Below are 12,376 nucleotides of genomic sequence, written 5' to 3' on the forward strand. Positions count from 1 at the left end.
AATACAATCTCTAATTAAACAAACTTACAAATTATAAGTTTTGGGTTTTAAATACAAATAATTTGGTTTGTTTCTAAACCTAAAAAAAATACAACTTTGTTGAGTTTTGAAATAAATCTTTAAAACGATATCTTCAATGTTAAGTTAGCCAATCAAAAAAAAAAAGCCTCTTTTTCACAAAAAAAAAGGCTTTTCAGTTCAATATAAAAAACTAAAAACTTACACTAATTTCTTAGCATTTTGTACTTTTTGCTTTGTAAGTGCTATTTCAATTACTTGTTTCATGTCCGAAACATAATGGAATGTAAGACCTTTTAAATAACTTTCGTTTATTTCTAAAATGTCTTTTCTGTTGTCTTCACAAAGAATTATTTCCTTGATATTTGCTCTTTTAGCAGCTAATATTTTTTCTTTGATTCCACCAACTGGTAATACTTTTCCACGTAACGTAATTTCGCCAGTCATAGCCAACTTGTTTTTTACTTTTCGCTGTGTATAAGAAGAAACCAAAGAAGTTAACATGGTAATACCTGCACTTGGTCCGTCTTTTGGTGTGGCACCTTCAGGAACGTGAATATGGACGTTGTATTTTTCCATAGTTTCTGGCTTTATACCAAATTCTTCTGCATTCGATTTTATGTATTGTAAAGCAATGGTTGCAGATTCTTTCATTACATTTCCTAAATTACCAGTAATGGAAAGCGTTCCTTTTCCTTTCGATAAAATAGATTCTATAAATAAAATATCTCCACCAACGCTTGTCCATGCTAATCCAGTAACCACACCTGCAACTCCATTATTTTCGTATTTGTCTCTATTTCTTGGAGTTCCCAATATTTTTTCGACATCTTCACTCGTAATAGAAATGTTGTATTCTTCCTCTAAAGCAATCGATTTTGCCGCAAAACGCACCATTTTTGCTATTTTCTTTTCCAAACCACGAACACCAGATTCTCTTGTATAGCCTTCTACAATTTGCTCTAACTGTTTTTTGCCAATTTTTAAATGCTCGGTTGATAAACCATGTTCTTTTAATTGCTTTGGCAACAAATGTCTTTTGGCGATTTCTATTTTTTCTTCAATCGTGTAACCAGTTACATTTATTATTTCCATTCTATCACGCAAAGCCCAAGGGATTTGTCCTAAATTGTTTGCAGTGGCTATGAAAAGGATTTTCGATAAATCGTAACCAACTTCTAAATAATTGTCGTAAAAAGATTCGTTTTGCTCTGGATCTAAAACCTCTAACATTGCAGAAGATGGATCTCCTTGATGACTTTGCCCTAACTTGTCTATTTCATCCAACACAAAAACTGGGTTCGAGCTTTCGGCTTTTTTCAAATTCTGAATTAAACGTCCAGGCATCGCTCCAATATAGGTTTTTCTGTGTCCTCTAATTTCTGCTTCGTCTCGCAAACCTCCTAAAGACATACGAACGTATTTTCTTCCTAAAGCTTCTGCAACGGATTTTCCTAACGAAGTTTTACCAACTCCTGGAGGTCCGTACAAACATAAAATTGGAGATTTCATATCGTTTCTTAGCTTTAAAACCGCTAAATGTTCTATAATTCTGTCTTTTACTTTATCTAAACCAAAATGGTCTCTGTTTAAGATTTTTGTCGCTCTTTTTAAATCGAACTTATCTTTTGTGTATTCGCCCCAAGGCAATTCTAACAACAATTCTAAATAGCTTCTTTGAACGCCATATTCCGCCATTTGCGGATTCATTCTCTTTAAACGACCTAATTCTTTTTCAAAAGTTTTCTCAACTTCTTTCGTCCATTTTTTAGCTTTTCCTTTTGTACGCATTTCTTCCAACTCTTGGTCGTTGGAAACACCTCCCAATTCTTCTTGGATGGTTTTTAATTGTTGATGTAAATAATATTCTTTTTGTTGTTGGTCTAAATCTTCTCTTGTTTTAGACTGAATATCGTTACGCAATTTTAATTTCTGAAGTTCTTTGTTTAGGTTTTTTAATGTTAACAATGCACGTTCTTTTAGATTGTCTTTTTCTAAAATTACTTGTTTTTGCAACACACTTAAATCCATATTCGATGAAATAAAACTCACCAAAAAAGAACTCGATTGAATATTTTTTATCGCAAAAGAAGCTTCTGAAGGCAAAATTGGGTTTTCTTTAATTACTTCTAAAGCTTGTTCTTTAATAGAATCTATAATTGCTTCAAACTCTTTTTTATCGTTAATAACTTTGTCTTCAAAAGCTTCTTTTACAGTAGCTTTTAAATATGGTTTATCTTGAATAAGTGTATCAATTTCAAACCGTTTTTTACCCTGAATAATAACAGTTGTGTTTCCATCTGGCATTTTTAAAACACGTAAAATCTGTGCAACAACACCAGTTGTATGGATATCTTTTAAACTAGGCTCTTCTACTTCTTCATTTTTTTGTGCAACAACTCCAATAACTTTATCGCCTTTATTAGCATCTTTAATCAATTGAATAGATTGATCTCTACCAGCTGTAATTGGAATTACAACTCCCGGAAATAAAACCGTATTTCTTAAAGGTAATATTGGTAAAATTTCTGGAACGCTTTCGTTATTGATAATTTCTTCATCTTCTGGCGTCATTAAAGGAATTAACTCAGAATCTTCATTTAGCATGCTATGAAGCGACATATTGTCTAATCTCATTACTTTTGGTTTGCTCATCTTCTTTATATCTGTCATACTGACATTGATTGGTTTATCTAAGATAATCAACATCAAATTTATTTTTATTAAAATATTGATAATCAGAATCTTAAAAAACAGACATCTGCTTACCTAAAATTAATAAGACAATTGTTGTGCCAATGTCTATAAAAATTTAAGAATACTTCAACATACAAAACAACACTATAAGTTTAACTACTTAAAATACATATTTTAACTGATAAACTTTACAGTTTGATAGTTATTGTAAAGCTATAATAAATAGTAAATGCTTTTATGCTCAATTATTTTAAGCATTCGCTAAAAATAAAAAGTTTACTTTTATTTTCAGAAAAGTGTCACAAATTAAAGATGGTTTTGTCTTTAACATAGAAACGTTTTATTGGAAACTAATCAACCACATATAACCAACCTTATAGAACGCTGCAAAAAGTCGGACAAAAACGCGCAATTAGAAATTTACAAAGGGTATTACAGAGCCATGTACAATGTTTCTTTTCGTATTTTAAAAGATAAATTTGAAGCGGAAGATATCATGCAAGAAGCCTTTTTAACAGTCTTCACAAAAATGCACACCTATAAAGGTAAAGTTACATTTGGAGCGTGGTTAAAGAGAATTGTTATCAATAAAAGTTTAACACAATTAAAGAAAAATGCAAGATACCAAGAGGTAAAAATGGAAGTAATTCCTAATGATGATAATGTGCAAGAGGAAACACTTGAATATGCTGGTTTAAAACCTGAAATCGTTTTAAATTGCATGCAAAACTTGAAAGAAAATTATAGATTGTTACTAAATTTAAACTTAATTGAAGGCTATGATTATGAAGAAATTGCGCAAATATTAAATTATACCAACGAAAATGTTAGAACTACAGTTTCGAGAGCTAAGAAAAAATTAAAGCAGGTTTTACTTGCAGAGAATATAAAAACACAAGCATATGGAAGATAAATTAAAACATTTTTTTTCTGAAAATAATTTCGATTTAAAAGAACCTCATTCTGGGCATTTAGAACGTTTTGAGCGTAAACTGAATCTGCCAAACAAAAAAGCAAAAACTCCTTGGAAATGGTTAAGTGTGGCTGCGTCTGTAATTTTAGTTTTAGGTTTTTCGTTAGGAAGCAATCACCAAAAAAGACAAATGGATTTGGCAGATGTTTCTCCTAAAATGGAAGAAGTTCAAAATTACTTTGTTTCCACAATTAATGCCGAAATTAAAACTTTAGAACTCAATAGAAGTTTAGACACAGAAACAATTATAGAAAGTGCTTTGGACGAATTAGAGGAATTAGAAGATAATTATAAAATTTTTGTACAAGAACTTACCAAAAATGGAATGCAAAGAAGAGTTATTGCTGCTATGATTAAAAATTACCAAAGACGTTTAGATATTTTAGAACGCACCTTACAACAAATCGATAAAATTAAAAATACTAATAACCTAAATAATGAAATTTATATATAAAATTACATTCTTATTGCTTTTTTTTCCACTGATTTCCTCTGCAAATGACAAAGATAAAAAACACGAAAAATCGAAAACAATTACAAAAGAATACAACGTAAATTCAAATGCTTTAGTTTCTTTAAATAACAAGTATGGCGATTTAAACGTTACTACTTGGGATAAAAATAGAGTAGAAATTGAAGTAAAAATTACAGTAAAAGGAGACGATTTAGAAGATGTTAAAGAAAAATTAAAATCAATAAATATAGCATTTAATGCCAGCAGTTCTAAAGTAAGTGCAAAAACTACTTTTGGAGAAAAGAAAAGTAGTTGGTTTTGGTGGAAAAAGAGTAAAAATGTAAACTACAAGATTAACTATATTGTAAAAATGCCAAAAACAAATAGTGTCGATTTAGATAACGATTATGGCAGTATTTATTTAGGAAATATTTCTGGATCTGCAGATATTAATTGCGATTATGGAAAAATTATTGTGGGCGAATTGTCTTCTAATGATAATAATATTAATTTAGATTACTGTTCTGCTTCTACTATTGCATATATGAAAAGTGGCGATGTAAATATCGATTATTCTAAATTATCGATTGAAAATTCGCAAGACATTAAAGTAAATGCAGATTATTCAACTTTAAAGTTCGATAAAGCTGGTGCTATCGATTTTAATGCAGATTATGGTTCTATTACTATAAATGATGCAGAAGATATCAATGGAAATTCCGATTATGTAAGTCTGCGTTTTGGAACTGTAAGAAAAAACTTAATTATAGATACAGAATATGGTTCGCTTATAGTAAAAAACTTAGTAGAAGGTTTCGAAAAAGTAGATATCTCTGGACAATATACAGGCATTAAAATTTATGTAGAACCAACAATTTCTTTCAACTTTAAAATAGATTTGCAATATGGAAGTTTTAAAAGGAATAACGATAAATTAGAACTTACAAAAAGCATTTCCAAATCCACAAAAAAATATTACGAAGGAAAATATGGTAAAGGAAAATCGAGTGGAAATTTAAAAATAAATTCTCAATATGGAAGTGTTAGAATTAAAGAAAACTAAACAAAATTAATAACCAAAACTAATATATTATGAACAAAAAAATAATTTTAACCTGCTTAATTTTTACGATTGCATTTTCTATGAATGCGCAAAACTGGTGGGGAAATAGCAAAAAAATAAAAGGAAATGGAAATGTGGTTACTGTAAATAGAACCACACCTAATTTCGATGGTGTTACTGCAGGTGGCTCTTTTGATGTAATTCTTGTAAAAGGAAAAGAAGGAAACATTAAAATTGAAGGAGAAGAAAACATTATTCCTTATATAAAAACAGAAGTTAAAAGAAATACCTTAAAAATAAATTACAAGAAAAATACCAATATTAGAACCACAAAAAGATTAACTATAACTGTATTTTACAATGATATTGAAAGTGTTTCTTTGGGGGGGTCTGGAAATATTTCTAGCAAAGAAAAAATTACTGCACGAGATTTTAATGCGAGTTTAGGAGGTTCTGGAAAAATAGATTTACATATACAAGCTAAAGAAGTTAGTGCATCTATTGGTGGTTCTGGAGATATCGATTTAAAAGGAAATACCACAAAATTAACTTGTTCTATTGCAGGTTCCGGAAGCATTAGGGCTTTCGATTTAAAAACCGATGAAGTAAAAGCAACTGTTGCTGGTTCTGGAAGTATTAAAACAACTGTAAAATCTAAAATAAAAGCAAAAATAGTAGGCTCTGGAAATCTATATTACAAAGGAAACCCAAGTCATATAAATACAAAATCTGTAGGTTCTGGAAGTGTTATTGATAGGAATTAGTTTTTTTTGACTTTTAATTTTAAAACTTTAGACAAAAAAAGCGTAAAAATGATAAATCATTTTTACGCTTTTTTTTCTTAATTCTTAGTTCTTGATTCTTGATTCTTGATTCTTAATTCTTAATTCTTAAACTACTAATAATTCCTATACTCTTTCGTAATTTCAAAAACATGATTTAAAATTCGTTGGTCTTTATCATCAAAAACTAAATTTTTACGTTTCATAACAGCTGTTGCAACTTCCAATACTTTTCTCATTTGAAATGTTGTAAAACCTGCTGCTCCACCCCAACTGAAAGAAGGGATAAAATTTCTTGGAAAACCTGTTCCAAAAATATTTGTACTTACACCAACCACAGTTCCTGTGTTAAACATAGTGTTAATACCACATTTGGAGTGATCTCCCATCATTAAACCGCAAAATTGCAAACCCGTTTTTGCAAAATTTCCAGTTTCGTATTTCCATAATTTAACTTCTGCATAATTATTTTTTAGGTTCGAGTTGTTTGTATCTGCCCCTAAATTACACCATTCTCCTAAAACAGAATTTCCTAAATAACCATCATGTCCTTTACTTGTATAACCAAATAAAACAGAATTATTAATTTCTCCACCAACTTTACAATAAGGCCCAAGTGTAGTACCTCCATAAATTTTGGTTCCCATTTTTACAACGGCTTTCTCACTCATAGAAAATGGCCCTCTAATAGAAGCGTTTTCCATTATTAAAGCATCTTTACCAATATAAATAGGACCATTGGAAGCATTTAAAGAAGAGAAAATAACCTCTGCTCCTTCTTCAATAAAAATATTTTCTTTATTAATTACTTGAACTCCTTCTGGAATTGGTTGCGACGTTCTATCTTCTGTAATTAAATCGAAATCTTCTTTAATTGCTTTTCCATTGAAGGTAAAAATATCCCAATTTTCTTTAATTTGAAGTAACTCTTCTTCAAACTCGATTTGTGTATATTCATCGAAATTTACTTCCTCTTGAGAATCGGATGTGTAAAAAGCAATTACATCTTCACCTTTAAAAATAGCTTCGTTTTCACCTAAGTTTTTTACTTTTTCTACTAAAGAATTTGTAGGACAAAAAGAAGCATTTATTAAAATATTCTCTTCCATTTCTACCATTGGAAACTTCTCTTCCAAATATTCTTCAGTAATAGTTGTGGTAGTTAAACCCAAATGCTTTTCCCATTTTTCTCTAATGGTTAAAATACCAATTCTAATATCTGCAACTGGTCTTGTAAAAGTAAATGGTAACAGCGAATTTCTAACATCGCCATCGAATAAAATATAATTCATTTTAGAATTTTTTTTTTGCAAATATATAGGAATGCTTGTAATATGTGAAGAAAAGTTTGTGCAATATCACTTTAAAACATCGATAAAAAACATCAATTAACTTACAAACAACAATTATAAAGAGATAAAGCGTTAATGTTTCTAAACTTACCTTAAAGAAAAAAATAACTTTTATACCATTTTAATTTCAACAATTTTAAGAATACTAAATTATAATCGTATTTTTGAATATGAAAAAAATTATAGGAATCTTATTAACTGTCGTAATTTTAATTACGTTATTATATTACGTTTTTATTTATAATATTACGTTTAGTGAAGGGGTTCGTTCTGGCGAATTAATTAAAATTAGTAAAAAAGGAGTTTTGGTAAAAACTTGGGAAGGAGAAATTAGTCAAGGTATTTCTGGGGCACAAATTTTTGCTTTTTCTGTAGAAGATAAGAACAAAAAAGTAGTCGAAAATTTACAAAAATTTCAAGGACGTTATGTAAAACTTACTTATATAGAAAGATATGCTACGTTTTTCTGGTTGGGTGATACCAAGTATTTTGTTACCAAAGTAGAAGAAGATCAATCTCCACATTTTAGGAAAAATTAAAAAAGATGAAAAAAAAATTTAAACATATTGAAGAATCTCAATTAACCATTACAGAGTTAATGTTGCCATCGCATTCTAATTTTAGTGGAAAAATTCATGGTGGACATATTTTAAACCTAATGGATCAAATTGCGTTTGCGTGTGCCTCGAAACATTCCGAAAATTATTGCGTAACTGCTTCCGTAAACAAAGTAGATTTTTTAAACCCTATTGAAGTTGGTGAATTAGTAACCTTAAAAGCTTCCATAAATTATACAGGAAGAACTTCTATGGTTGTGGGGTTACGTGTAGAATCGGAAAATATTAGAACTGGCGAAAAGAAACATTGTAATTCTTCTTATTTTACAATGGTTGCTAAAGACCAAGCTGGAAAAAGTGCGCAAATTCCTGGCATTATTTTAACTTCTAAAGATGAAATAAGACGTTTTGCAAGATCCATTACAAGACAAAATGAAGGTAGAAACAGAACGTCTCGTTTTAGTAGTAAAATTTTTAAAACGGATGCATACATTCATCTATTAAAGGAAAGTAATTCTAGAATTGAGTTGAAATAAAGTAAGTTCTATAGAAATAATTTTAATTGACTTTTCTAAAATCAGAAGACGCAGCCCTAAAGTTATAGACTAATATTGCTAAAGAACACCTCGATTAGAAATCTTATTATAAGACTTTACTAGTTTCTAAATAATTCGTTTATATTTTAAAGACAAAATTATTTTCCATAAAACAATAAAAAATAGAGAGAATTTAGGTAGTTATAAATCACACTTAAAAACTTTAAAATATACGAATCTAAAAAATTAACAAACAGAGTTTTATTTACATTCCTATACAATTTCTAAAATAAGTATTAAAGTTAATTTTCCAATTCTCATAATTTTTATTTTGAGTTATATTTTATAGATGCAGAAATTCCGAAATAGTTGCGTGAAATTACTGCCAAGACCTAATGTAAATCATTAAAACGATTTCATATTCGTCTATTAGCGAAAACAAAAAAGCATCCAACTTTTAAACTAACAATTGCATGCTTTTTAAATATAAATAACAGAGCTTTACATTCCCTCTAAAAAAATAAATTTTATATATGTTCTGCCAACCAGTCTCCTACTTCTTTTGTTCCGTAAGATTTTCCTCCGTCAGCTAAATCTTCTGTTACAATTCCTTTATTTAAAGCATTGTTTACAGCATCTCTAATTGCTTTTCCTTCTTTTTGTAAACCAAAGTTTTCGAACATCATAGCTGCAGATAAAATAGTTGCCATCGGATTTGCAATATTTAAACCTGTTGCTTGTGGATAAGAACCATGAATTGGCTCAAATAAACCAATATCTGCTCCTAAAGAGGCACTTGGCATTAACCCCATAGAACCAGATATTACAGAAGCTTCATCTGTTAAAATATCTCCAAATAAATTTTCCGTAATTAAAACATCGTAACTATTTGGCCATTGAACCAAACGCATCGCAACTGCATCTACAAACTCATAAGAAACTACCACTTCTGGATACTCTTTTTCCATTGCTTGCACAGTTTCTCTCCATAATCTTGATGTTTCTAAAACGTTCGCTTTATCTACACAACATAATTTTTTAGAACGAGTCATTGCCAATTCAAACCCTTTTTTTGCCAATCTTTGTACCTCTGCTCTTGTGTACACACAGTTATCGAAAGCAGTTTCTCCTTCATCTCTTCTCCCCTTTTCTCCGAAATAAATTCCACCTGTTAATTCACGTAAAAAAACCAAATCTGTTCCTTCGATTCTTTCTCTTTTTAAGGGAGATTTATCTAACAAAGAAGAAAATGTAAATGTTGGACGAACATTCGCAAACAGCCCTAATTTCTTACGCATTTTTAGTAAGCCTTGTTCCGGACGAACTTTTGCAGAAGGATCGTTATCGAAACGTGGATGCCCAATTGCACCAAATAACACAGCATCTGAAGACGCACAAATTTTATGTGTTTCATCTGGATAAGGTTCTCCAACTGCATCAATTGCGGCTGCTCCTGTTAAGGCTGGTTTCCAATTAATTTTATGATTGAACTTTTTAGCAATAGCATCCGACACCTTTACTGCTTGGTCTATTACTTCTGGTCCAATTCCATCTCCTGCTAATAATGCGATATTTAATTTCATTTTTATTTATTAAAAGATTAAATAATTGAAAGATTAAACCTTTCAATTTTTGAATTTTTGAATTTTTAAATAATATTCAACATTTTCTCTGTTGCTTTAATTGCAGATACTGTTTGATCTGAATCTAAACCACGTGTTATAAACTCGTTTTTTTCTCTTTTCCAAGTGATAATTGTTTCACACAAAGCATCAGAATGACTTCCTGGTGGAATTCTAACGGCATAATCTATTAAACTTGGCAATTCTTTTTTACTATGTGTTTTGTATAATTTCTTTAATGCATTCATAAAAGCATCAAACTGTCCATCTCCTTGTGCGTGTGCTTCGTAACGAAATCCTTCCAAGATTAACTGTAAAGTGGTAGAAGGCTTCATTCCTTTTGCGTGTCCTAAAACATAATTTTCTACAATAACACGTTTTTCAATAGTATCAGAATCTAAAACATCAGAAATAATATAAGGTAAATCGTCTTGAGAAACCACTTCTTTTTTATCTCCTAATTCTATAATTTTTTGGGTTACTTTCTTTAATTCTTCATCATTTAAGCTGATACCTAAATCTTGTAAATTCTTTTGAATATTTGCTTTTCCAGAGGTTTTCCCTAAGGCATATTTACGTTTTCTTCCAAAACGTTCTGGCATTAAATCATTGAAATATAAATTATTCTTATTATCACCATCAGCATGAATTCCAGCAGTTTGCGTAAAAACATTGGCACCAACAACAGGTTTATTAACAGGAATGCGAAAACCTGAAAATGTTTCTACCAATTTACTTACTTTATTCAATGCTGTTTCATTTACAGTCACTTCAACTTCTTTTAAAAAGTCGTTAATTACAGCAATTACACTTGCTAAAGGTGCATTTCCTGCACGTTCTCCCATTCCGTTTATGGTTAAATGCAATCCGTTAGCACCTGCTTTTACAGCTTCCATAACATTGGCAACACCTAAATCATAATCATTATGTCCGTGAAAATCGAAATGCGTATTTGGGTATTTATTGCGAACTTCTAAAATAAATGCAAAGGTTTCATCTGGAGTTAAAATTCCTAAAGTATCTGGTAATAAAATACGTTCTATATTTTGAGCAGTCAAAAAATCTAAATACTCAAAAACATATTCTTTGGAATTTCGCATTCCATTAGACCAATCTTCTAAATAAACATTGGTTTTTATATTGTTTTTAGTCGCTAATTCAATAATAGATTTAATATCTACAAAATGTTGCGTTGGAGTTTTTTTAAGTTGATGTGTTAAGTGATTTAAAGAACCTTTGGTTAATAGGTTCTGGACTTTCGCACCAGATGCTACCATCCAATCAATAGATTTTCCACTATCAGCAAAGGTTAACACTTCAATTTTTTCTAATTGATTATTTTCTGAAGCCCAAGAAGTAATTTTTTGAACAGCTTCTAATTCTCCTTTAGAAACTCTTGCAGAGGCAATTTCTATACGATCTACTTTTAGTTCTTCTAACAATAATTTTGCAATGGTTAGTTTTTCTGAAACAGAAAACGACACTCCTGATGTTTGTTCGCCATCACGCAGTGTCGTGTCCATTATTTCTATTTTTCTTTGGGTCATTTTATCAACTTGAAAAATATTTCTTTTTATTTTTTTATAGATTCCTATGTTTCGCTATTGCTTCAATCGGAATGACAAAGCGATGTTATTTCAACTTTGTGAAGAAATCTAAAACGGTCTTGTTTCCGCAAATGCAGCAATTTCGTTTTCCATATTTTTTAAATAATCAATATCATCGAAACCATTTAACATATTATCTTTTTTATAGGCATTAATGTCAAAAGATTCGCTTTCACCAGTGGCAACCAATGTTACTTTCTGGTTTGGTAAATCTACTTTAATTTCCGTTTTTGGGTCTGCCATAATTGCATCAAATAATTTGTCTGCAAATTCTGGAGAAACTTGAACTGGTAATACACCAACATTCAAGCAATTTCCTTTAAAAATATCTGCAAATGCAGAAGAAATTACACAACGTAATCCAAAATCGTATACGGACCAAGCTGCATGTTCTCTTGAAGAACCAGAACCAAAGTTTCTACCTCCAACTAATATTTTAGAACCTGCATAAATCTTTTTATTTAAAGGGAAATCTGTTTTTGGTGTTCCATCTTGGTTGTATCTCCAATCACGAAAAAAGTTTTTATCAAAATCTACACGTTCTGTTGCTTTTAAGAAACGAGCAGGTATTATTTGATCTGTATCTACATTTTCTATTGGTAATGGATATGCTGTACTTGTTAATACTTCAAATTTATCGTAAGCCATGTTTTTTAGTATTCAGTTGCCAGTATCAGTTGGCAGTAATTGTTTAATTTTAATAAAATATTTTAAT

11 protein-coding genes are annotated in these 12,376 nt (G+C 30.2%); 6 read left to right on the forward strand and 5 right to left on the reverse strand.

Annotation, left to right across the window (positions count from 1 at the left end; translation table 11 throughout):
• Positions 1-219: 219 nt before the first annotated feature.
• The gene (lon, locus tag J3359_RS05100; RefSeq protein WP_208080416.1) at positions 220-2,691 is read right to left on the reverse strand and encodes an endopeptidase La; all 2,472 of its coding nucleotides are present in this window, start codon (positions 2,689-2,691) and stop codon (positions 220-222) included.
• 367 nt (positions 2,692-3,058) lie between these two features.
• Between lon and J3359_RS05105 the strand changes: the two genes are divergently transcribed.
• From J3359_RS05105 to J3359_RS05120, 4 genes are read left to right on the forward strand one after another with little or no spacing between them, the layout of a single operon-like run.
• Positions 3,059-3,628 (forward strand): RNA polymerase sigma factor, encoded by a 570-nt coding sequence (locus J3359_RS05105; protein ID WP_208079658.1) that lies wholly within the window; start codon positions 3,059-3,061, stop codon positions 3,626-3,628.
• A complete protein-coding gene (locus J3359_RS05110) occupies positions 3,618-4,142 on the forward strand; it encodes a hypothetical protein (RefSeq protein ID WP_208079659.1) in 525 nt (174 codons plus the stop codon). Before J3359_RS05105 ends, J3359_RS05110 begins: the two co-directional genes overlap by 11 nt.
• Positions 4,126-5,205: a hypothetical protein gene (locus J3359_RS05115; protein ID WP_208079660.1), complete on the forward strand. Its 1,080-nt coding sequence runs from the start codon at positions 4,126-4,128 to the stop codon at positions 5,203-5,205. The genes J3359_RS05110 and J3359_RS05115 overlap by 17 nt, the downstream gene beginning before the upstream one ends.
• Positions 5,206-5,234: 29 nt before the next feature.
• Positions 5,235-5,969, forward strand: a complete 735-nt coding sequence (locus J3359_RS05120) for a head GIN domain-containing protein (RefSeq protein WP_208079661.1) — start codon at positions 5,235-5,237, stop codon at positions 5,967-5,969.
• Positions 5,970-6,103: 134 nt separating this feature from the next.
• Here J3359_RS05120 and J3359_RS05125 read toward each other — a convergent pair whose 3' ends face one another.
• A complete protein-coding gene (locus J3359_RS05125; protein WP_208079662.1) occupies positions 6,104-7,279 on the reverse strand; it encodes a GlmU family protein in 1,176 nt (391 codons plus the stop codon).
• Between the two features lie 230 nt (positions 7,280-7,509).
• Here J3359_RS05125 and J3359_RS05130 point away from each other — a divergent pair, with 230 nt between their 5' ends.
• A complete protein-coding gene (locus J3359_RS05130; protein WP_208079663.1) occupies positions 7,510-7,878 on the forward strand; it encodes a 6-phosphogluconate dehydrogenase in 369 nt (122 codons plus the stop codon).
• 5 nt (positions 7,879-7,883) lie between these two features.
• Positions 7,884-8,432: an acyl-CoA thioesterase gene (locus tag J3359_RS05135; RefSeq protein ID WP_208079664.1), complete on the forward strand. Its 549-nt coding sequence runs from the start codon at positions 7,884-7,886 to the stop codon at positions 8,430-8,432.
• A 527-nt stretch (positions 8,433-8,959) separates the two neighbouring features.
• Here the strand turns inward: J3359_RS05135 and leuB are convergent.
• From leuB to leuD, 3 genes are all read right to left on the reverse strand, one after another.
• The gene (gene leuB, locus J3359_RS05140) at positions 8,960-10,015 is read right to left on the reverse strand and encodes a 3-isopropylmalate dehydrogenase (protein WP_208079665.1); all 1,056 of its coding nucleotides are present in this window, start codon (positions 10,013-10,015) and stop codon (positions 8,960-8,962) included.
• Between the two features lie 65 nt (positions 10,016-10,080).
• Positions 10,081-11,601: a hydroxymethylglutaryl-CoA lyase-like TIM-barrel protein gene (locus tag J3359_RS05145; RefSeq protein WP_208079666.1), complete on the reverse strand. Its 1,521-nt coding sequence runs from the start codon at positions 11,599-11,601 to the stop codon at positions 10,081-10,083.
• 108 nt (positions 11,602-11,709) lie between these two features.
• The gene (gene leuD / locus J3359_RS05150) at positions 11,710-12,309 is read right to left on the reverse strand and encodes a 3-isopropylmalate dehydratase small subunit (RefSeq protein WP_208079667.1); all 600 of its coding nucleotides are present in this window, start codon (positions 12,307-12,309) and stop codon (positions 11,710-11,712) included.
• Positions 12,310-12,376 lie beyond the last annotated feature (67 nt).

It is taken from the genome of Polaribacter cellanae (assembly GCF_017569185.1).
Lineage (GTDB): Bacteria > Bacteroidota > Bacteroidia > Flavobacteriales > Flavobacteriaceae > Polaribacter > Polaribacter cellanae.

Excerpts from the sequence above, each read along its gene's own strand:
- lon (WP_208080416.1), bottom strand. The coding sequence starts at position 2,691 with ATGACAGATATAAAGAAGATGAGCAAACCAAAAGTAATGAGATTAGAC.
- J3359_RS05110 (WP_208079659.1), top strand. The coding sequence starts at position 3,618 with ATGGAAGATAAATTAAAACATTTTTTTTCTGAAAATAATTTCGATTTA.
- J3359_RS05115 (WP_208079660.1), top strand. The coding sequence starts at position 4,126 with ATGAAATTTATATATAAAATTACATTCTTATTGCTTTTTTTTCCACTG.
- J3359_RS05120 (WP_208079661.1), top strand. The coding sequence starts at position 5,235 with ATGAACAAAAAAATAATTTTAACCTGCTTAATTTTTACGATTGCATTT.
- J3359_RS05125 (WP_208079662.1), bottom strand. The coding sequence starts at position 7,279 with ATGAATTATATTTTATTCGATGGCGATGTTAGAAATTCGCTGTTACCA.
- J3359_RS05130 (WP_208079663.1), top strand. The coding sequence starts at position 7,510 with ATGAAAAAAATTATAGGAATCTTATTAACTGTCGTAATTTTAATTACG.
- J3359_RS05135 (WP_208079664.1), top strand. The coding sequence starts at position 7,884 with ATGAAAAAAAAATTTAAACATATTGAAGAATCTCAATTAACCATTACA.
- leuB (WP_208079665.1), bottom strand. The coding sequence starts at position 10,015 with ATGAAATTAAATATCGCATTATTAGCAGGAGATGGAATTGGACCAGAA.
- J3359_RS05145 (WP_208079666.1), bottom strand. The coding sequence starts at position 11,601 with ATGACCCAAAGAAAAATAGAAATAATGGACACGACACTGCGTGATGGC.
- leuD (WP_208079667.1), bottom strand. The coding sequence starts at position 12,309 with ATGGCTTACGATAAATTTGAAGTATTAACAAGTACAGCATATCCATTA.